Origin of the sequence: uncultured Sphingomonas sp., from assembly GCF_913062585.1 — a bacterium.
Lineage (GTDB): Bacteria > Pseudomonadota > Alphaproteobacteria > Sphingomonadales > Sphingomonadaceae > Sphingomonas.
The window spans coordinates 38700-57621 of sequence record NZ_CAJXWX010000019.1 but is presented as its reverse complement, the minus strand read 5'-3'; the positions used below and the strand labels follow the sequence as shown (position 1 = coordinate 57621).

At 68.0% G+C, this 18922-nt stretch carries 23 protein-coding genes and 1 tRNA gene; 15 read left to right on the top strand and 9 right to left on the bottom strand.

What is annotated here, in order from left to right; translation table 11 throughout:
- Positions 1–51 precede the first annotated feature (51 nt).
- The 5 genes from infA (at position 52) to QZ546_RS13045 (ending at position 2068) form a co-directional block, all read left to right on the top strand.
- Positions 52–270, top strand: a complete 219-nt coding sequence (gene infA, locus QZ546_RS13065; protein WP_007403889.1) for a translation initiation factor IF-1 — start codon at positions 52–54, stop codon at positions 268–270.
- 14 nt (positions 271–284) lie between these two features.
- On the top strand, positions 285–854 hold the full coding sequence (locus QZ546_RS13060) for a nucleoside triphosphate pyrophosphatase (protein ID WP_294238243.1): 570 nt from the start codon (positions 285–287) through the stop codon (positions 852–854).
- Complete coding sequence (locus QZ546_RS13055; RefSeq protein ID WP_294238241.1) at positions 847–1797, top strand: ribonuclease; 951 nt, start codon at positions 847–849, stop codon at positions 1795–1797. Before QZ546_RS13060 ends, QZ546_RS13055 begins: the two co-directional genes overlap by 8 nt.
- The gene (locus tag QZ546_RS13050; protein WP_294238239.1) at positions 1794–1961 is read left to right on the top strand and encodes a DNA gyrase inhibitor YacG; all 168 of its coding nucleotides are present in this window, start codon (positions 1794–1796) and stop codon (positions 1959–1961) included. Before QZ546_RS13055 ends, QZ546_RS13050 begins: the two co-directional genes overlap by 4 nt.
- 31 nt (positions 1962–1992) lie before the next feature.
- Positions 1993–2068 (top strand) — tRNA-Phe (locus tag QZ546_RS13045).
- Between the two features lie 201 nt (positions 2069–2269).
- Here QZ546_RS13045 and QZ546_RS13040 read toward each other — a convergent pair.
- The 4 genes from QZ546_RS13040 to QZ546_RS13025 are packed head-to-tail and all read right to left on the bottom strand — an operon-like array spanning position 2270 to position 4601.
- A complete protein-coding gene (locus tag QZ546_RS13040; protein WP_294238236.1) occupies positions 2270–3169 on the bottom strand; it encodes a pirin family protein in 900 nt (299 codons plus the stop codon).
- Positions 3162–3623: an NUDIX domain-containing protein gene (locus QZ546_RS13035; RefSeq protein WP_294238233.1), complete on the bottom strand. Its 462-nt coding sequence runs from the start codon at positions 3621–3623 to the stop codon at positions 3162–3164. Before QZ546_RS13035 ends, QZ546_RS13040 begins: the two co-directional genes overlap by 8 nt.
- A complete protein-coding gene (locus QZ546_RS13030) occupies positions 3620–4312 on the bottom strand; it encodes a glutathione S-transferase (protein WP_294238231.1) in 693 nt (230 codons plus the stop codon). The genes QZ546_RS13035 and QZ546_RS13030 overlap by 4 nt, the downstream gene beginning before the upstream one ends.
- Positions 4313–4316: 4 nt before the next feature.
- Positions 4317–4601 (bottom strand): BolA family transcriptional regulator, encoded by a 285-nt coding sequence (locus QZ546_RS13025; protein WP_294238229.1) that lies wholly within the window; start codon positions 4599–4601, stop codon positions 4317–4319.
- Between the two features lie 39 nt (positions 4602–4640).
- On the opposite strand from QZ546_RS13025, the gene QZ546_RS13020 reads away from it, so the two are divergent.
- Positions 4641–5255 carry a J domain-containing protein gene (locus tag QZ546_RS13020; protein ID WP_294238226.1) on the top strand — a complete coding sequence of 205 codons (615 nt, stop codon included), beginning with the start codon at positions 4641–4643 and terminating at the stop codon, positions 5253–5255.
- A gap of 34 nt (positions 5256–5289) precedes the next feature.
- Here the strand turns inward: QZ546_RS13020 and QZ546_RS13015 are convergent, their stop codons facing one another.
- Positions 5290–6054 carry a VOC family protein gene (locus QZ546_RS13015; protein ID WP_294238223.1) on the bottom strand — a complete coding sequence of 255 codons (765 nt, stop codon included), beginning with the start codon at positions 6052–6054 and terminating at the stop codon, positions 5290–5292.
- A gap of 193 nt (positions 6055–6247) precedes the next feature.
- Here QZ546_RS13015 and cobS point away from each other — a divergent pair, with 193 nt between their 5' ends.
- The 4 genes from cobS (at position 6248) to QZ546_RS12995 (ending at position 10560) form a co-directional block, all read left to right on the top strand.
- On the top strand, positions 6248–7255 hold the full coding sequence (cobS, locus tag QZ546_RS13010; RefSeq protein WP_294238221.1) for a cobaltochelatase subunit CobS: 1008 nt from the start codon (positions 6248–6250) through the stop codon (positions 7253–7255).
- Between the two features lie 5 nt (positions 7256–7260).
- Entirely contained in the window at positions 7261–9084 is a 1824-nt protein-coding gene (cobT, locus tag QZ546_RS13005) for a cobaltochelatase subunit CobT (protein ID WP_294238218.1), read from the top strand.
- Positions 9081–9326, top strand: coding sequence for a ribbon-helix-helix domain-containing protein (locus tag QZ546_RS13000; RefSeq protein WP_294238215.1), 246 nt, complete (start codon positions 9081–9083; stop codon positions 9324–9326). Before cobT ends, QZ546_RS13000 begins: the two co-directional genes overlap by 4 nt.
- Positions 9327–9540: 214 nt before the next feature.
- Positions 9541–10560, top strand: a complete 1020-nt coding sequence (locus QZ546_RS12995) for a PepSY domain-containing protein (RefSeq protein ID WP_294238214.1) — start codon at positions 9541–9543, stop codon at positions 10558–10560.
- On the opposite strand, the gene QZ546_RS12990 is transcribed toward QZ546_RS12995, so the two are convergent.
- Together QZ546_RS12990 and QZ546_RS12985 are read right to left on the bottom strand one after the other, a co-directional pair.
- A complete protein-coding gene (locus QZ546_RS12990) occupies positions 10541–10897 on the bottom strand; it encodes a GntR family transcriptional regulator (RefSeq protein WP_294238213.1) in 357 nt (118 codons plus the stop codon). The two genes, QZ546_RS12995 and QZ546_RS12990, sit on opposite strands and share 20 nt — an antisense overlap.
- An 83-nt stretch (positions 10898–10980) precedes the next feature.
- Positions 10981–11571, bottom strand: coding sequence for a nitroreductase (locus tag QZ546_RS12985; RefSeq protein ID WP_294238212.1), 591 nt, complete (start codon positions 11569–11571; stop codon positions 10981–10983).
- 130 nt (positions 11572–11701) lie between these two features.
- Here QZ546_RS12985 and QZ546_RS12980 point away from each other — a divergent pair, with 130 nt between their 5' ends.
- Positions 11702–13288 carry a peptide MFS transporter gene (locus QZ546_RS12980; protein ID WP_294238210.1) on the top strand — a complete coding sequence of 529 codons (1587 nt, stop codon included), beginning with the start codon at positions 11702–11704 and terminating at the stop codon, positions 13286–13288.
- Positions 13289–13446: 158 nt separating this feature from the next.
- Here QZ546_RS12980 and QZ546_RS12975 read toward each other — a convergent pair whose 3' ends face one another.
- Entirely contained in the window at positions 13447–14439 is a 993-nt protein-coding gene (locus tag QZ546_RS12975; RefSeq protein WP_294238208.1) for an aldo/keto reductase, read from the bottom strand.
- Positions 14436–15680 carry a cation:dicarboxylase symporter family transporter gene (locus QZ546_RS12970; RefSeq protein ID WP_294238203.1) on the bottom strand — a complete coding sequence of 415 codons (1245 nt, stop codon included), beginning with the start codon at positions 15678–15680 and terminating at the stop codon, positions 14436–14438. The genes QZ546_RS12975 and QZ546_RS12970 overlap by 4 nt, the downstream gene beginning before the upstream one ends.
- 99 nt (positions 15681–15779) lie before the next feature.
- On the opposite strand from QZ546_RS12970, the gene glmM reads away from it, so the two are divergent.
- From glmM to purE, 4 genes are all read left to right on the top strand, one after another.
- Entirely contained in the window at positions 15780–17120 is a 1341-nt protein-coding gene (glmM, locus tag QZ546_RS12965) for a phosphoglucosamine mutase (protein ID WP_294238200.1), read from the top strand.
- On the top strand, positions 17120–17344 hold the full coding sequence (locus QZ546_RS12960) for a DUF1272 domain-containing protein (protein ID WP_294238197.1): 225 nt from the start codon (positions 17120–17122) through the stop codon (positions 17342–17344). The genes glmM and QZ546_RS12960 overlap by 1 nt, the downstream gene beginning before the upstream one ends.
- A 57-nt stretch (positions 17345–17401) precedes the next feature.
- A complete protein-coding gene (gene gpmA / locus QZ546_RS12955) occupies positions 17402–18088 on the top strand; it encodes a 2,3-diphosphoglycerate-dependent phosphoglycerate mutase (RefSeq protein ID WP_294238194.1) in 687 nt (228 codons plus the stop codon).
- A 368-nt stretch (positions 18089–18456) separates the two neighbouring features.
- Positions 18457–18915, top strand: a complete 459-nt coding sequence (gene purE / locus QZ546_RS12950) for a 5-(carboxyamino)imidazole ribonucleotide mutase (protein ID WP_294238190.1) — start codon at positions 18457–18459, stop codon at positions 18913–18915.
- The last annotated feature ends 7 nt before the right edge of the window (positions 18916–18922 follow it).

Genomic DNA, 18922 nt, shown 5'->3' with positions numbered 1-18922 from the left:
ATGGCGGCGCCTCTTCGACATACCCTAAAACAAGACGAACCGAGGTATTTTTTGGCCAAGGAAGAACTGCTCGAGATGCGCGGCCGCGTGGTGGAACTGCTCCCCAACGCGATGTTCCGCGTCCAGCTCGAGAATGATCACGAGATCCTGGGGCATACGGCGGGCAAGATGCGCAAGAACCGCATCCGCGTGCTGGTCGGCGACGAGGTGCTCGTCGAGCTGACGCCGTACGACCTGACCAAGGGCCGGATCACCTACCGCTTCAAGTGAGCGACCGGCCAACCATGCCGCTCGTCCTTGCATCCTCCTCCCCGCGCCGCCGCGATCTGCTGGCGCGGCTGGGAGTCGTGCCCGACCGCACCGCCTCGCCCGATATCGACGAAGCGCCGCGCCCCGCCGAGCTGCCGCGTGTCTATGCGCTGCGGCTGGCGGTGGAAAAGGCGCACGCGGTCGCCCGTGCCGAGGATGAGGTGGTCGTCGCGGGCGACACCACCATCGCGCTCGGCCGCCGCATCCTGCCGCCTGCCGATACGCAAGACGTCCAGCGCAAGCTGCTGCGCCTGTTGTCCGGGCGGCGGCATCATGCGCTGTCGGCGGTGTGCGTCATCGACACCACCGGCAAGGCGCGCACCCGGCTGGCCGACACCATCGTCGCGTTCAAGCCGCTCTCCGAGGACGAGATCGACGCCTATATCGCCTGCGGCGAAGGGCTGGGCAAGGCGGGCGGCTATGCCATCCAGGGCCGCGCCGAGGCGTTCGTCCGCTTCCTGCAAGGGTCGCATTCGGGCGTGATCGGCCTGCCACTGTTCGAAACCCGCGCGTTGTTGAAAGCCGCCGGGCTCCCGCTTGTCTGAATGGCTCTATGAGGCCGGGATCGGCGAGGCGCGCGCTGCGCTGGTCGAGGATGGCCGGATCGTCCAGGCCGCGATCGAGCTGACGGGCACGCTGACCGTCGGTACGGTGGCGGCGGGGCGGCTGGTGGAGCTGCTCCCCGGTCGACAGGGTCGGGTGACGCTGGCGCAAGGTGGCGACGTGCTGCTGGCGCCGGTGCCCAAGGGGATGACGCAAGGGGCGGCGCTGACCATCCTCGTGACGCGCGAAGCCATTCCCGAACGCGGCCGGTCCAAGCTGCCCAAGGCGGTCGTCGCCCCCGAGGACGCCGTGCATGCCGCCGGTCCCGATCTGCGCGCGCGAATCGCCGCGACGGGCATTCCCGTCCGCGAATTGCTGCCGCACCAGCCCGATGATCTGGAGGCGGCGGGCTGGTCCGAACTGCTCGACGAGGCGGTGACGGGTGAGATCGGTTTCGGCGCAGGCGTGCTGCGCATGACGCCGACCCCAGCGATGACGCTGTTCGACGTCGACGGCTCGCCCCCGCACGAGCCCTTGTCCATCGCCGCGGCCCGCGCGGTCGCGGAGGCGATCCTGCGCCACGGTATCGGCGGGTCGATCGGCATCGACTTCCCCACGCTGGAGGGCAAGGGCCCGCGCCAGGCGGTGGCGGAGGCGCTGGACGCCGCGCTTCCCCTCCCCTTCGAGCGGACGGCGGTCAACGGTTTCGGCTTCTTGCAAATCGTGCGCCCACGCCCCCGCGCCTCGATTCCCGAGCGGCTGGGGATCGACCCCGTCGGCGCTCGCGCCCGTGCGCTGCTTCGCCAATGGGAACGCGAGCCGCCCGGCCCTGCCCCGACCTATCGCCTGTCCGGCCCCGTTTACGACCGCTTGATGGCGACCCCGGACTGGCGCGAGACGCTGGAGCGCCGCACCGGCCGCCCCCTCACCCTGGAACGCTCATGACCACCTGCCCGATCTGCGACAAGCCGACCGCCCCCGAACACGCCCCCTTCTGCTCGCGCGGATGCAAGGACCGCGACCTGCTGCAGTGGCTGGGCGATGGTTATCGCATTCCGGTCAAGGAAAGTGACGAAGAAGGGCTGGACAGCGGCGGAAACCACCCCTAAAGGCACGCCTCCAATCGCAATCGCGGTGTGGGCCCAAGTAGCTCAGTTGGTAGAGCATGCGACTGAAAATCGCAGTGTCGGTGGTTCGATCCCGCCCTTGGGCACCATTTTTCTGACATTGATGGTGTAGCGGTTCGCTGACTGGCGACGCGGTTTCCCGCGGCTGGCGTCGACCCGTGGCCTCCGACTTCGCTCTGGATGAACGGATGTTGGGAAACGGGGCTGGATACCAGACCCCGTTCGGCCTGAGCGAAGTCGAAGGCCACGTCCAAACCCCTCACCCTGCCGGGAGAGGGGCTTAAGACGGATTACGGATAGCTGACGGTCTTCGGAATCTCCGGAATCTCGATCCGCTCGACGTCATCGCCCGGCACGGTCGGAAACTCCCGCGCCTTCCACGCCCGCTTGGCCTCCTCGATCCGCTCGCGGCGGGAGGAGACGAAATTCCACCACACATGCCGGGGCGTCGTGAAGGCATCGCCGCCGCACAGCATCACCCGCCCGCCCGACTCGGAGCGCAACGTCGCGGCGATCCCCGGCTTCAGGATATAAAGCCGCTGCGGCTCCAGCGTCATGCCCTCCAGGCTCGCCTCGCCCAGCGCGCAATAGACCGCGCGTTCCTCGGCGGACGCGTCGATCGGGATAGCGCCGCCCGGCTCCAGCGCGATGTCGGCATAGATGGTGCCCGCATAGGTCGTCGTCGGCGACCGCTGGCCCCACAGCTCGCCCATGATGACCCGCGCGGTCGCGCCCTGCCCCTCGATCTCGGGCAGCGCGCTGGCGGGGACATGTTCGAAGGCCGGGTCCATCTCCTCCTGCGCTTCGGGGAGCGCGAGCCAAGTCTGGATACCCGACAGCGCGGGCCCCTGCGGTCGGACGTCATCCGGCGAGCGTTCGGAATGAACGATGCCGTGGCCCGCCGTCATCAGGTTCACCGCGCCCGGCTCGATCACCAGATCGCTGCCCAGCGAATCGCGGTGGCCGATCGCGCCGTCGAACAGATAGGTGACGGTCGCCAGGTTGATATGCGGATGCGGCCGCACGTCGATGCCGGAGCCGGGCTGCAGCTGCGCCGGGCCCATCTGGTCGAAGAACAGGAAGGGGCCGACCATCGTCCGCTCCTTGTTGGGCAGCGTCCGGTGCACCTTGAACCCGCCCAGGTCATGGGTGGAGGGCTGCAGGGTGCGCAGCAGGAAATCGTCAAACATACCGTTGCTCCATGGGGGTGGGCTCCGTGGCGTCGAGCAGCTCGATCAGGTCGGTCGGGAAATAGGGTTCGGCATGCGCGGCCAGCTCGTCGCGGGTGAACCAGCGCCAGCTTTGCATGACGCGCTGTTCCAGCACGGTGTGGCCCGCGCCGTTCACCTCATGCGCGTCGATGTCGACGCGGAAATAGCGTTCGTCGGCCTCGACCTCGACCCCCTCGATGGTGCGGAATTCGACCTGCCGCCGCGCCACCTGCGGCCCGCAATCGCGGTCGAGCCCGGTTTCCTCCCACAGCTCGCGGCGGGCGGCATCCTCGTAGCTTTCGCCCGGATCGACCGCGCCGCCGGGCGTGCACCAGAAGGGCGGGCGGTCATCGGGGGTGAAGCGGAACATCAGGGTCCGCCCGGCCGCATCGACCAGCAAGATGCGGGCGGCAGGGCGGGGTATACGGGTCATGCGGCATCAAGCTCCGGGTAATGGCGGAAAATTCCGTCTTCGTTGAACGCCTGTCGGCGGTCGCTGTCCAGATAGGCGGCGATGCCGGGCAGCGTCTTTACCCGGTGGTGCAAGCCGATCAGCCCGGGATAATCCCCCTCGACCGCCGCCATCCGCTTGGGGAACATGTAGCGCAGGCCCGCCACCAGCTGGAACAGCGAGGTATCGACCGGCGACCAGCGCCCGCCTACCATCCAGTCGCGGTTCCCAAGCGCATCCTCGAAATAGCCTAGGAATTTGGGGAGCCGCTCCTCGCGGAACTGCGCGGCGGCGCGGGCGGCCTCGGGCTTCTGCTCGTGATAATAGGCGCCGGTCGCGACCGGGTGATGGACGTTGTGGACCTCGGCCACCATGTCGGTGATCGTCAGTTGCAGCTGGTGGAGCCAGACGCGCTCGCCCTCGGGCGCCAGGTCGTGCCGCTCGGTCAGCCAGTGGAGGATATTGGCGACCTGCGCGATCGCCTGTCCCCCGGCGCGCAAATAAGGCGGCGCGAAGGGCGGGCGGCTGCCCTTGCGCATGTCGGTGAGCAGTGCCTCCGCCCCCTCCTCCACGCCCCGGTCACGGTAAGGCAGACCTGCGGCCTCCAGCACCAGCCGGACGAACTCGCCGCGTCCCGGCAGGCCGGGCCAGTACCAGAGGTCATAGGGCATGGGCTTATTCTCCGGGCGCCTTCGCGCTGATCGCCAGCGCGTGGATACGCTCCGACAACAGATCGGCGAGCGCGTGGTTCACCATGCGCTGGCGGGCGACGCGCGACTGACCGGCGAAAGCGGGCGATTCGACGATCACGCGGAAATGGCTCTCGCCGGTGCCGTCATCGCCCAGATGCCCCCGGTGCATCGCGCTTTCGTTGATGACGTCGAGATGGGTGGGCGACAACGCCGCGGTCAGGCGGGCGGCGATCTGGTCGGCGATCGGGGCGGTGGTGATATCGGTCATGCCCCCTATATAGACGGTTTTTCGGGACAAGCGGATACAGTGACTCGTCGGTCGAGCAGCGACACCTCCAAGGACAAGCCCGGCGCGCGTTTCCATGGCCGCGTCGAGAATACGGGCCGCGCTTGCGATCATGCCGGGTGCGCCGAGGCGGGCGAGTTCCGCGCGCCCCCGCCCGAAGGGGCGCGCAGCGGCGACGGGCCGGGCCAGTTCCGCTGGTTCTGCCTGGAACATGTCCGCGCGTTCAACAGCCGCTATAATTTCTTCGACGGCATGAGCGCGGACGAGATCCACCGCGCCCAACGCCCCTATGCGGGCTGGGAGCGCGAGACGCGGGCCTTTGCGCAAGGCGGCACCGATCCGGGTCCGCGCTGGGCCGATTTCTCCGATCCCCTCGACGCGATCGCCGCCCGCTATCGCCGCGAGGCCGCGCCGGAGCGTTCGGATGGCAAGCCGCTGTCGGGGCAGGATCGCGAAAGCCTGAAGGTGCTGGGGCTGGAGGCGAACGCCGATCGCGGCGCGCTGCGGCGGCGCTATAGCGAACTGGTGCGGCGCTATCACCCTGACCGCAATGGCGGCGACCGGAGCCAGGAGGTGCGGCTACAGAAGGTGATCGCGGCGTATCAGCAACTGCGTCAGGCGCCGGCATTTGCGTAACTCCCATTCCTCCCCTGCAAGGGGAGGAATCTGGTTACTTCCGCGGACCCACCAATCCGAATCGCGCACCCTGCGGGTCCAGCGCCGACAGCGAGTAGTCGCCGCCTGGAATTTCCATCGGCCCGAACTCGACCGTGCCGCCATGCTCGGCCACCCGCGCCGCCGCCACGTCGATGTCATCCACCGCGAAATAGAAGCGCCACCCCGGCGTTCCCCCCGGCGGACAGCCCATCAGCGCGCCCAGCACCACCGGACCATCGGCCAGGAAGCGATATTCGCCCAGCTCGCCCATCGGCATGCCGCCCTGATGCGCCCAGCCGAAATGCCGCCCGAAAAAGGCCAGCGCGCGGTCGGGATCGCTGGCGATCCGCTCGTTCCACACGACATGGCCGACCGCGGTGCCGGTGCCATGCTCGACAAAGGCGCGCGACGGCTGGTCGCCCTCCGTCGCCATGATGTAGAAGGGCGCGCCCGGCGGATCGGTGACCAGCGCCATCCGCCCCACCCCTTCCACGCTCCAGGCGGGCATCAGGACCGATCCGCCATCCTCGACGATGGTGGCGATCGATTCGTCGACATCGACGACCGGCAGATAGCCGAGCCAGACCGGCCCGCCCGGCGAGCCCTCGGGCCGCTGGATCAGGCCGCCGATCGTCTCGCCTTCCGGAGTCGCCAGGATGCGATAGTCGATGCCGGGCATCCCGCTGTCGCCGATCTGCCAGCCAATCAGCCGCGCGTAAAAATCCTGCGCCGCCACGGCATCGTCGGTCAGCAATTCATACCAGATGAAATTCGCCATGTCGCCCATCCCCCGTGACGCGGCGCGGCCGTTCAGGGCGGGGGACCGCCTCTTGCCCACCGATTCGCAACGGGCAGGATGACCCCGAAACACGGCCGCCGCAATCGCGTGAACCGATGCTTCCTGACGATCACCGCCATTGAGTAGGGAGCCGCGCTTGGCTTAAGGCGTTGAGCGACGAGACGAGGGCCTGATGACCAACATCCCGAATACGCTTCCCGACAGCCGCGACACGACGATTCTCGATGCACCCGACAAGATGGTGTCGGTGCGCGACCTGTTCGGCATCGACACCGATATGGAGGTGCCCGCCTTCTCCGAAGCCGATGAGCGCGTCCCCGATCTCGATCCCGCCTATGTGTTCGATCCCGACACGACGCTGGCGATCCTGGCCGGTTTCGCGCACAACCGCCGCGTGATGGTGCAGGGCTATCACGGCACCGGCAAGTCGAGCCATATCGAACAGGTGGCCGCGCGGCTGAACTGGCCGTGCATCCGCATCAACCTGGACGCGCATATCAGCCGGATCGACCTGATCGGCCGCGACGCGATCGTCCTGAAGGACGGGCAGCAGGTGACCGAGTTCCGCGAGGGGCTCCTGCCCTGGGCGCTGCAGACGCCGACCGCGCTGGTCTTCGACGAATATGATGCGGGTCGCCCCGACGTGATGTTCGTGATCCAGCGCGTGCTGGAGACTGAGGGCAAGCTGACCCTGCTCGACCAGAATCGCGTCATCCGCCCGAACAAGTGGTTCCGCCTGTTCGCTACCGCCAACACGGTGGGTCTCGGCGACACGAGCGGGCTGTATCATGGCACGCAGCAGATCAACCAGGGCCAGATGGACCGCTGGAACATCGTGGTCACGCTCAACTATCTGCCCGCCGCGACCGAGGCGCAGATCGTGCTCGCCAAGTCGGGCGAGTATGACAAGCCCGACGGCAAGCAACTGGTCGAGAACATGGTCCGCGTCGCCGACATGACCCGCAAGGGTTTCATCAACGGCGACATCTCGACCGTCATGAGCCCGCGCACGGTCATCACCTGGGCGCAGAACACGCTGATCTTCAACAACGATCCGGGCTTCGCCTTCCGCCTGTCGTTCCTCAACAAGTGCGACGAGAATGAGCGCGCGCTGGTCGCGGAATATTATCAGCGCGTGTTCGGCAAGGACCTGCCCGAAAGCGTCGTCGGCCGCGCCTGATCCCGATGGCGAACGACACACCCCTCGACCGGTTCAAGGCGGTTCTCGGCGGCACGGCGCGCACCATCGCGCAGGAGCCGGAGGTGGAGCTGGCCTTCACCGCCGATGCGCCCGCGCAATCGGGCAAGCATATCCGCGTGCCGATGCCCGGCCGCGCGCTGCCGCCCGAGCAGGTGGCGGAGGCGCGCGGCTTTGCCGACGCCTTCGCGCTGCGGCTGAAGCTGCACGACACCGCGCTCCATGCGAAGGCCGCGCCGGTCGAGGCAGTGGCGCGTGCCGTGTACGACGCGGTCGAGACGGCGCGGATCGAGGCGCTAGGCGCGCGCGGCTATGCCGGGATCGGCGACAATCTGGCCCATGCGCTCGACGTCCGGCTGCGCTCCGACCCGTTGACGCGGGCGCGCAACCGGGACGAGGTACCGTTGTCGACCGCGCTCGGCCTGATCCTGCGCGAGCGGATGACGGGACGTCCCTCGCCTGCCGAAACCGCGCCCGCCTTGGCGCTGGTCCGCGACTGGCTGGAGGGCGCGACCGATCTCGACGCGCTGGCGGGCGCAATGGACGACCAGAAGACGTTCCAGTCGCTGACCGCCAAGATGCTCGCCGATCTCGAACTCGCCGAGCCCCCCGCCGAACCCGATCAGGCCGATGAGGGCGGCGACGATGAGCAGGGCGAGGACGAGCAGCAGCAGGACGAGAGCGACGAGGATAACGACGAACAGGGCCAGGGCGAAGGCGAGGTCGAGGCGCGCGCCGAGAAGCGCGACTCGGACAATGAGGACGGCGAGTCGCAGGAGCAGAGCCAGGAAGCCTTTGACGATCTCGACGGCGAACCCGGCGAGGATGGCGACGAGGGCAGCCAGCCGACCCGCCCCAACCGCCAGCTGAACGATCTGGCATCGCAATTCGACTATAAGCCCTGGACCACCCAGTTCGATGAAGTCGTCGCCGCGGGCGAGCTGTGCGACGCGGACGAACTGGCGCGGCTTCGCGGCTATCTCGACCAGCAGCTCGCGCATCTGCAATCGGCGGTGTCGAAGCTCGCCAACCGGCTGCAACGCCGGCTGATGGCGCAGCAGTCGCGTTCCTGGGACTTCGACCAGGAAGAGGGCATTCTCGACGCCGCAAGGCTGGCGCGCGTGGTGGTCAATCCCGGCCTGTCGCTGTCCTACAAGATCGAGCGGGACACCGATTTCCGCGATACCGTCGTCACCCTTCTGATCGACAATTCGGGGTCGATGCGCGGGCGGCCGATCGGGATCGCGGCCATCTCCGCCGACATCCTCGCCCGCACGCTGGAGCGGTGCGGGGTGAAGACCGAGATCCTGGGCTTCACCACCCGCGCCTGGAAGGGCGGGCAGAGCCGCGAAACCTGGCTCGCCGCCGGACGCCCGCCGCAGCCCGGACGGCTGAACGACATCCGCCATATCGTCTATAAACAGGCCGACGAGCCGTGGCGGCGCGCGCGCAACAATCTCGGCCTGATGATGCGCGAAGGGCTGCTCAAGGAGAATATCGACGGCGAGGCGCTGATGTGGGCGCATAGCCGGTTGATCGCGCGGCCCGAGGAGCGGCGCATCCTGATGGTCATCTCCGACGGCGCGCCGGTCGACGATTCCACCCTGTCGGTCAATTCGGGCAGCTATCTGGAACGGCACCTGCGCCAGGTGATCGGCTGGATCGAGAGCAAGAGCCCGGTCGAGCTGATCGCGATCGGCATCGGCCATGACGTGACGCGCTATTATGCCCGCGCGGTGACGATCATGGATGCCGAGCAGCTGGGCGGCACGATCATCGAGCAGCTGGCCAGCCTGTTCGACACCGAATGAGCCGGATCGCGGCCCCGGCGGAGGGCTTTGTCGGCCCGGTCAAACGGTCGATCACGATCGCGGGCCATGCGACCTCGATCAGCCTGGAGCCGGTATTCTGGACCGCGCTGGAGGATGCGGCGGTGGCGCACGCCCTGCCGCTGTCGGCGCTGGTGGCGGAGATCGACGCGCTACGGATCGTGGCGGAGGATCCGCCCAATCTGGCGAGTGCGATCCGGTCCTGGCTGTTCCTGCGGCGCTAACTGCGGTTGCGCAGAGGCGCGTACAAGTCACCTCCCCCCCCCTCCGTTCAGCCTGAGCGCAGTCGAAGGCCAAGGGATGACTATTGTCCTTGGGGCGAAGGCAGGGCGTGGGCTTCGACTTCGCTCAGCCTGAACGGAGGGGGGGCAAGACGCCCCTCCCCGATTGACGCCGCCGCCCAGCTCCGGCACGGCACCCCGTCTGTTCGGGGTTTGTGTGGCCGGAATTTCGCATCGCGACCGGGGATTGCGGGTCCATCGCTGGCTGGGGCTGGCGATCGGGCTGTTCGCCGTCCTGCTGGCGCTGTCGGGCATGATCCTCGCCTGTGCGCCGCTGATCGAGCGGATCGCCGCTCCGGCGCGCTACCGGGTCAGCGGCGATGGCAGGATCGCCGCGAGCGCCTATGTCGAGGCCGCGCATCGCCGCCTGCGCCCCGGCGAGCGGATCGCGACGCTCTCGCTGGAGCAAGGCGCGTCGCCCGTCATGGTCACGCTGGACCGTGGCGGCGATCATGCCCGGCGACTGTTGTTCCTGGACCCGCCGACCGCCCGCGTGCTGGCGAGCGGATGGCGTGACGGCGGCGTGATCGGCGCGGTCCGGCGGGTGCATGACGGGCTGTTTCTGGGCGGACACGGCCGCTGGATCGTCGGCGTCGCAGGACTGGGCGTGATGCTCGCCAGCCTGACCGGGTTCTGGCCGCTTATGAAGCGCCGACCTCCCAAGGCCAAAACCAGGCGTCCCACGCACAAGGGGGAGCGAGCGGCGACATGGCATCGGCGCGTCGGGCTGTGGTCCGCCATTCCGGTGCTGGCGATGATGGGGAGTGGCGTGGCGCTGGCCTTTTCCGGCGGCCCGACAATCACCGCCGCCGCCCCGCCGCTTGCCCGGCCCGCCCTGTCGGTGGAGCGCGTCGTGACCAGTGCACGCCCCTGGTCGCGCGGCACGCTGATGGTGATCGACTGGCCGACCGAGCGGTCGCCCGACTGGACGCTGCACTATAGGGGCGCGAACCCGATGCTGGTGAAGGTCGCCGACGACAGCGCCACCGCACTCGCAGCACCCGGTCAGGCTGCGCCGGCGATGCTCTCCTGGGCCCGGCGCCTGCATGACGGGCCGGCCATCACTGGGCCCTGGCGGGTGCTTGTCGGGCTGATCGGTCTGCTGGCGCTATGGACGGCGGGCGGCGGGCTGATCGCTTACGCTGTCCGCCCGGCGGTCAGACGCGCTCGGCGTTGAGCAGATCGGCCGCGTCCAGGCCCAGCAGGTCGATATGGTCGCGGATGCGCGGCCACTGCGCCGTCAGGAACGTCTCCCGCTCGGCCGCGCGCAGGCGATCGGCGGCGCCCGGCATCACGAACATGCCGACCCCGCGCCGCACCTCGACATAGCCATCGTCCTGAAAGCTCTGATAGGCCTTGGCGACGGTCAGCGGGTTCGCGCCCTGCTCGGCGGCTAGCGCGCGGACCGAGGGCAGCTGGTCCCCCGTCCGATAGGTGCCGTTGAGGATGCCGGCCGCGATCGTGCCGCGCAGGCGGATGTAAACCGGGCTGTCGTCGCCGCTAAGAGCTGTCATGCCGAGTTAATACAGCATGGGCAGCGCGATGTCGAGCCGCTATCGCGATAACGTTTGCAGCATTGTCGCGCGCAACGCTCGCCTCATCCGTTCCAGGTCGACACGATCCGATCCATATCGGGACGCGGCCGCTCGTCGAGCGGACGGCCGGGCGTGCCGAGGAAGACGAAGCCCACGATCCGCTCCGGCGCGGCGCCGAACGCGTCGCGCACGGCATCCGAAAAGGCGGGCCAGCCGGTCAGCCAGCCGCCCGCATAGCCCATCGCATGGGCGGCATGGAGCAGGTTCATGCACGCCGCGCCCGCCGACAATTCCTGTTCCCACAGCGGAATATGGCTGTCGGTGCGGGGGGAAGACAGGACGACGACCAGCGACGGCGCCTGATGCGCGAACTGCTCCAGCGCGGCGATCTCGGTGGCACCCGCCTGCGGCCGCTCGGCGCGGTAGGCGGTGGTGATGACCTCCGCCAGTCGGCCGCGTGCCTCGGCGGACACGATCACGAAGCGCCACGGGGCCAGCTTGCCATGGTCGGGCGTACGCGCTGCGATCGTCAGCATCTCCGCCAGTTCGGCGGCATCCGGGCCCGGCGCGATCAGGTCGCGCGGCTTGCCCGAACGGCGGGTCGTCAGCAGCGAAAGCGGGGTCGAGCGGTCGTTGAAAGCCATGTCGGTCATGGCTTCGATCCTTACGTCGTCGCGCATGATATTTACAGTCGCGGCTTTGGCGTTAGGTTACTGAACCATTACGCCCCCGCGTGCGCCGTCCGGTCGCACCGGGGGCGATCCCGATGGAGTGAACGCCAATATGGCGAGTGCGTATGAGGCCGCCGCGCGCGGCAAGACGGTTTTGGGGCATCCCCGAGGCCTGTTCCTGTTGTTCTTCACCGAGATGTGGGAGCGTTTTTCCTTCTATGGAATGCGCGCCATCCTGGTCTTCTACCTGACCAAGCATTTCCTGTTCACCGACGAACCGGCCTTCGGCATCTACGCCGCCTATATGTCGCTGGTGTATTTCACACCGGTGATCGGCGGCTATCTGGCCGATCGTTATCTGGGGGCAAGGCGCGCGGTGCTGGCGGGCGGGGTCTTCATCGCCTTCGGCCATTTGCTGATTGCCGCGATGGAAGGGCCGAAGGGCACGCAAGGTGTCTACCTCGAAGGCTTCTATCTCGCACTGGCCGCGATCGTAATCGGCACCGGCTTTTTGAAGGCTAATATCTCGGTACTGGTGGGACAGCTTTACGCGCGCGACGACATGCGCCGCGATCCCGCCTTCTCAATCTTCTACATGGGGATCAACGGCGGCGGCGCGCTGGGTCCGATCGTGTGCGGCGTGCTGGGGGAAACCGTCGGCTGGGCCTACGGCTTCGGCGCGGCGGGCGTCGGCATGTTGCTCGGTCTGGTCGCCTTTATCGGGCTGAAGCGCGAACTGCACGGAGCCGGCGAAGCGCCCTCGCTGCCCGCCCTGCGCGCGCCGGTCGTGGCCGGTCTGTCGCGCGAATGGCTCATTTATCTGGGCGGAATCGCCGCGACGCTCGTGACGTGGCAGCTGATCCGGTATCAGGACGCGGTCGGCACGCTGTTGATCGTGTTCGGCATTGGCACCGTGGGCTTCATCCTGTGGCGCGCGGTCTTCACGCTGGAGAAGGTCGACCGGGATCGCATTCTGGCCGCCCTCTTCCTGATCGCGCTCTGCCCGCTCTTCTGGGCCTTGTTCGAGCAGGCGGGTTCGTCGCTCAACGTCTATACCGACCGTTCGGTCGACCGCAGCCTGCTGGGCTGGACGATCCCGGCCTCGGCATTCCAGTCGGTGAATTCGATCTTCATCATCGCGCTGGCACCCGTCTTCGCCGCCGTCTGGACCTTCCTGGCCAAGCGCGGCTGGGAACCGAGTGCGCCGTTCAAGTTCGGCATCGGCCTGGTCGGCGTGGGCGCGGGCTTCCTCGTGCTGGTCGCGGGTGCCGCCCTTTACGCCGGGGCGCCGACGCCGGTGATCTTCGTCATCCTCGTCTATCTGATCCACACCATGGCCGAACTGTGCTTCTCGCCGGTCGGCCTGTCGGCGATGACGCGGCTGTCGCTGCCCAGCATGACGGGCCTCATGATGGGCACCTGGTTCCTGGCGACGGCGGCGGGCAATTTCATCGCCGGGCTGATCGCACAGGCGACCGGCGGCGAGGGCGCGGGGCCGGAAAAGGTGCTCGACGTCTATACCCGGATCGGCTGGTTCTCGATCGGGATCGGCGTGGTCGTGCTGGTTGTGTCGCCCTTCATCGCCAAGCTGATGCATCTCGACCTGCTGAAGGCGGATGCGGCGCTGGCGGGGACCAAGGAACTTGCCGAACCGGCGGCCGCGGGGGTCGATACCCGGCTGGAGCAGAAGCCGCTTTGATGAGTGTGGGGCGGCTGGGAAAATTCCCAACCGCCCCCATCTCCCACCGCCGTTCAGGCTGAGCGAAGTAGAAGCCCACGCCTCAACCTATCCGCGAGCGGAATCCCGTGCACTTCGACTTCGCTCAGTGCGAACGGAGGGTGGGAGTGCGGAAGCCCTCAGAGCCGCGTCATCGCCATCGCCCGCTCGCCGTAACGCGGCCCGGCCGTACCACCGAGCGGGGCGGCTTCGTCCAGCTTGGCCAGTTCCTCCGCCGACAGCGTCAATTCCGCCGCCTTCATCGAATCCTCCAGCGTCGCGCGCCGCTTGGAGCCGGGGATCGGCACGATGTCGTCGCCTTGCGCCAACAGCCAGGCCAGCGCGACCTGCGCCGCGCTGGCCCCATGCGCGGCGGCGATGGTCTTCACTACCTCGACCAGCTTCATATTGCGGTCGAAATTCTCCTCCGAGTAGCGGGGATCGTTCAGCCGATAATCCCCCTCGGGCAGGTCGTCGCGCGAGGTGATCTGCCCGGTCAGGAACCCGCGCCCCAGCGGGCTGTAGGGCACGAAGCCGATGCCCAGCTCGCGTACCACCGGCAGGATGTCCGCCTCGACATCGCGTTCCCACAGCGAATATTCGGACTGGACGGCCGCGATCGGATGGACGGCGGCGGCGCGACGGATCGTCTCGGCGCTCGCCTCCGACAGGCCGAGCCGCCGGACCTTGCCTTGTTCGACCAGGCGGCCCATCGCGCCGATCGTCTCCTCGATCGGCACATTGGGATCGACGCGGTGCTGATAGAAGAGGTCGATCGTCTCGACGCCCAGCCGCTTGAGCGAGCCTTCGCACGAACGCTGGACATTGGCGGGGGTGGAATCGACGCCCGTCATGCCGTTCTCGTCATAACGAAAGCCGAATTTGGTCGCGATGACGACGGCGTCGCGCTTGCCGCGAATGGCGCGGCCGACCAGTTCCTCATTGACCAGCGGGCCATAGATTTCCGCGGTGTCGAACAGGGTCACGCCCAGCTCGATCGCGCGGTGGATGGTCGCGATGCTCTCCGCCTCGTCCGCCTGGCCGTACATGTTCCGGCCGACGCCCGCCATCGGCATACAGCCCAGGCCCAGCGCGGAGACCTCGAATGCGGGGCCGAGAGTGCGATATTTCATGGGATGTCCTTGTCGATCGTGCCGCTCCACCGCGAAACGGTCGCCGTCGCGGCAAGGTCCATGCTGACATTGCCCAGCGTCCGGAAAATGTCCGGAATCGTCTCGACCGCGATGAGCAGCCCCAAAGGCGCGGCGGGCACGCCCAACGCGACGCACACCGGCGCGATCGAGGCGAAGAAGGTGATCTGCGCCGGCAGGCTGGCCGAGCCCAGCGAACACAGGATCGCCGCCACCATCGCCGCGACCACCGCCGCCGGGCCGGGCACGATCCCGAACCAGTCGGCGATATAGAGCGACACGGCCACGTTCATCGCGGGCTGGGTGGCGCGGAACATGGCGACCGCCATGGGCAGGACGAGGCTGGACGTGGCGGGGTCGACGCGCAGGGTTTTTGCCCCCTCGACCATGGCGGGCAGGCTGGCGAGCGAGCTTTGCGTCGAGATGGCGACCGCCTGGGCCGGGGCGAGCGCGCGGGCGAAGCGCGCCAGCGGCACCCGCGCGACCAGCCCGGCCATGGCATAGGCCATCAGCATGACGAGGAAGCCGATGCTGGCGATCGTCACGATATAATGGACCAGCGCGCCGAACGCCGACCCGCCCGCGCTCGCCCCGACGACGAAGGCGAGCGCGAAGACGCCGATCGGGGCCAGCCACAGGACCCAGCCGATCAGGATCAGCATCGCATCGCGAATCGCCGCGAAGAAGCCCAGCAGCTGCGCCCGCCCTGCGTCCTCGATCCGGGTCATGGCAAAGGCGAAGGCCAGGGTGAACAGGATCAGCGACAACAGCGCGTTGTTGGTCGCGGCGGCGAAGATGTTGGTCGGGACGATCCCCGCCAGGCTCTCGCCGATCGGCGGGGTCGGCCCGACCGGCGCGGCATGGGCGAGCGCGGTCTTCAGCGCCTCGGCCGCGCCGCGCGGGATCGGCACGGCATGAAGCAGCACGGGCGTGACGAACGCCGCCATGGTCGCGGTGAGCGTAACGATGGTCAGGAAGGTCGCGATCGCCCGCCCCGCGATCCGCCCGGCCTGCGCCGCCTCCGCGGTCGCCACCACGCCGGTGATCAGCAGCGTGACGACCAGCGGGATGACCGTCATCTGCAACCCGTTCAGCCACAGGGTTCCGACCGGCGCCGCCACCCCGATCCCCCATCCGGCCGCCTGCGGCGACACCGCCGCCACACCGACACCGGCCAGCAGACCGGCGGCCAGACACAATAGGATCAGGGTGGCGCGCGACATGGAAGTTCTTTCGAGCGTTTTGAGCTTTATGAAAGGTCGCGCTAAACGGGGCGCGATCACAAGCGATTTCCGCTTCTAGACCGGCAGGGACTGGGCCGTATGGCAAGAAAATATTTCGGCACCGATGGCATTCGCGGCGCCACCAACGGCGCGGTCATGACGGCCGAGATGGCGATGAAGGTCGGCATGGCCGCCGGCGCCTATTTCCAGCGCGGCGACCACCGCCACCGCGTGGTGATCGGCAAGGATACGCGCCTGTCGGGCTATATGCTCGAATCGGCGCTGGTCGCCGGCTTTACCAGCGTGGGCATGGACGTGGTGATGCTCGGGCCGCTGCCCACGCCCGCGGTCGCGATGCTGACCCATTCGATGCGCGCCGATATCGGCGTGATGATCTCGGCCAGCCACAATCCCTTTGCCGATAACGGCATCAAGCTGTTCGGCCCGGACGGCTACAAGCTGTCCGACGAGGCGGAGGAGTCGATCGAAGCGCTGATCGAGCAGGATGTGCCGCTCGTCCCCTCAGGGAAAATCGGGCGCGCGCGGCGGGTCGACGACGCGGCGGGCCGTTACATCCACTTCGCCAAGTCGACCTTCCCGCAGGCGCTGCGCCTGGACGGCCTGCGCGTCGTGATCGACTGCGCCAACGGGGCCGCCTACAAGGTCGCGCCTGCCGCGCTGTGGGAATTGGGCGCGGACGTGGTCGCGATCGGCGTGACCCCCAACGGCACCAACATCAATGACGGCGTCGGCTCGACCGCGCCGCAGACGCTGGCCGAGACGGTGGTGGCGAGCGGTGCGGACATCGGCATCGCGCTGGACGGCGATGCCGACCGCCTAATCATCGTCGACGAAACCGGCCAGATCGTCGATGGCGACCAGCTGATGGCGATGATCGCGACCAGCTATGCTCGCGAAGGGCGGCTGGCGGGCGGTGGCCTGGTCGCCACCGTCATGTCCAATCTGGGGCTGGAGCGGCATCTGGCCGCGCAAGGGCTTGGCCTGATCCGCACCAAGGTCGGCGACCGCCATGTGCTGGAGGCGATGCGGACGCGCGGTTACAATGTCGGCGGCGAGCAGTCGGGCCATATCATCCTGTCCGACTATGCGCGCACCGGCGACGGGCTGGTCGCCGCCCTCCAGGTGCTGGCCGAGCTGAAGCGCGCGGGCGCCCCCGCCAGCGAGGTGCTGCACCGGTTCGATCCGCTGCCCCAGCTGCTGAAGAATGTCCGCTTCGCAGGCGGCAAGCCGCTGGAGCATGAAAAGGTACAGGGCGTCATCGCCGCCGCCGAGGCGGAACTCGCCGGGCGCGGTCGCCTGGTCATCCGCCCCTCGGGCACCGAGCCGGTGATCCGCGTGATGGCCGAGGGCGAGGACAAGCGCCAGGTCGAAACCCTGGTCGACCGCATCTGCGACGTGGTGCGCGAGGTGGCCGCCTGATGCTGGAGATGCGCCCCGATTGCGAGCGCTGCGGCGCGGACCTGCCGCCGTCACAGGGCGGCGCGTTCATCTGCTCGCTGGAGACGACCTTCTGCGCCGAATGCGCCGACGAACTGGACGAGATCTGCCCCGATTGCGGCGGCGAGCTGCTCGACCGGCCGACCCGCATGGGCCGCGTGCTGAAGGCCAATCCCGCCTCGACGCAAGGCCGTTTTCGCGGCTGATCTCGACCCCGCGTGCCCGCCGCTCTATGCGGGCATCATCACTTTGAAGGAGTTTCCATGCCCCAGCTCGTCCTGATCCGCCACGGCCAGTCCGCCTGGAATCTCGAGAACCGCTTCACCGGCTGGTGGGATGTCGACGTCACCGCGCAGGGCGCGGCCGAGGCGCGCGCGGCGGGTGCGATGATGGCCGAGAAGGGCCTCGACTTCGATCTGACCTTCACCAGCCTTCAGACCCGCGCGATCAAGACGCTGAACCTGGCGCTGGAGACGATGGGCCGCCTCTGGCTGCCGACCGAGAAGCACTGGCGGCTGAACGAGCGCCATTATGGCGGGCTGACCGGCCTGGACAAGGCCGAGACGGCGGCCAAGCATGGCGACGAGCAGGTCAAGATCTGGCGCCGCAGCTTCGACGTGCCCCCGCCCCCGGCGGACGCGGGCGGCGAGTTCGACGTGTCGGGCGACCGCCGCTATGCGGGTATCGACGTGCCCCGGACCGAGAGCCTGAAGGACACGATCGCGCGCGTCCTGCCCTATTGGGAAGAGCGCATCGCCCCCGCGCTGCGCGACGGCAACCGCGTGCTGATCTCGGCGCACGGCAACTCGCTGCGCGCGCTGGTCAAGCATCTGTCGAACATCCCCGACGACGAGATCACGAGCCTGGAAATCCCGACCGCGCAGCCGATCGTCTACGAACTGGCCGACGACCTGACGCCGACGGATCGCTACTATCTGTCGGAACGCTGATGGGGTCTCGGGGTGGTCGGACGCACGGCCACCCCGGGTTTTGCTGCACGCGAAGCGTGTCGCCGTGCTGGGCAGACGTCATCCCTTGGCCTTCGACTTCGCTCAGGCTGAACGGGGTTGGGTGGTTTTGCTCGTTTCCAACCTCCGCGCGTGCTTTCAAATGCGCACAAGTCATTCCCAACGTCCGTTCGGGCTGAGCGAAGTCGAAGCCCACGCCCCACGCTTCGCCAAAAATCGCACAGCCCCTGCCCGAACGCATACGGAAACTTGCCCCCCTCGCCCCGTCCCGCTAGTCACCCGCTTCCCCAAGGCACCGGGGCCAGAGGGGCGAAGGCGGAACAGCGGATATGATGTCGGTCGGGATCATCATGGGGTCCACATCGGACTGGGAAACCATGCGGCACGCCGCCGAGACACTGGAGGCGCTGGGCGTCGCGCACGAAACCCGTGTCGTCTCCGCGCATCGCACGCCGCAGCGTCTGTATGATTATGCCACCACCGCCGCCGATCGCGGGATCAAGGTCATCATCGCGGGCGCGGGCGGGGCGGCGCATCTGCCGGGCATGGCCGCGTCGATGACGCATCTGCCGGTGCTGGGCGTGCCGGTCGAATCCAAGGCGCTGAAGGGCATGGATAGCCTGCTCTCGATCGTCCAGATGCCCGGCGGCATCCCGGTCGGCACGCTCGCCATCGGCAAGGCGGGTGCGATCAATGCCGGTCTTCTCGCCGCGTCGATCCTGTCGCTGTCCGACGAAGACCTCGCCGAGCGGCTGAAGGCGTGGCGCCAGCGCCAGACCGACAGCGTCGCCAACGATCCGCAAGGGTAAGACCAGA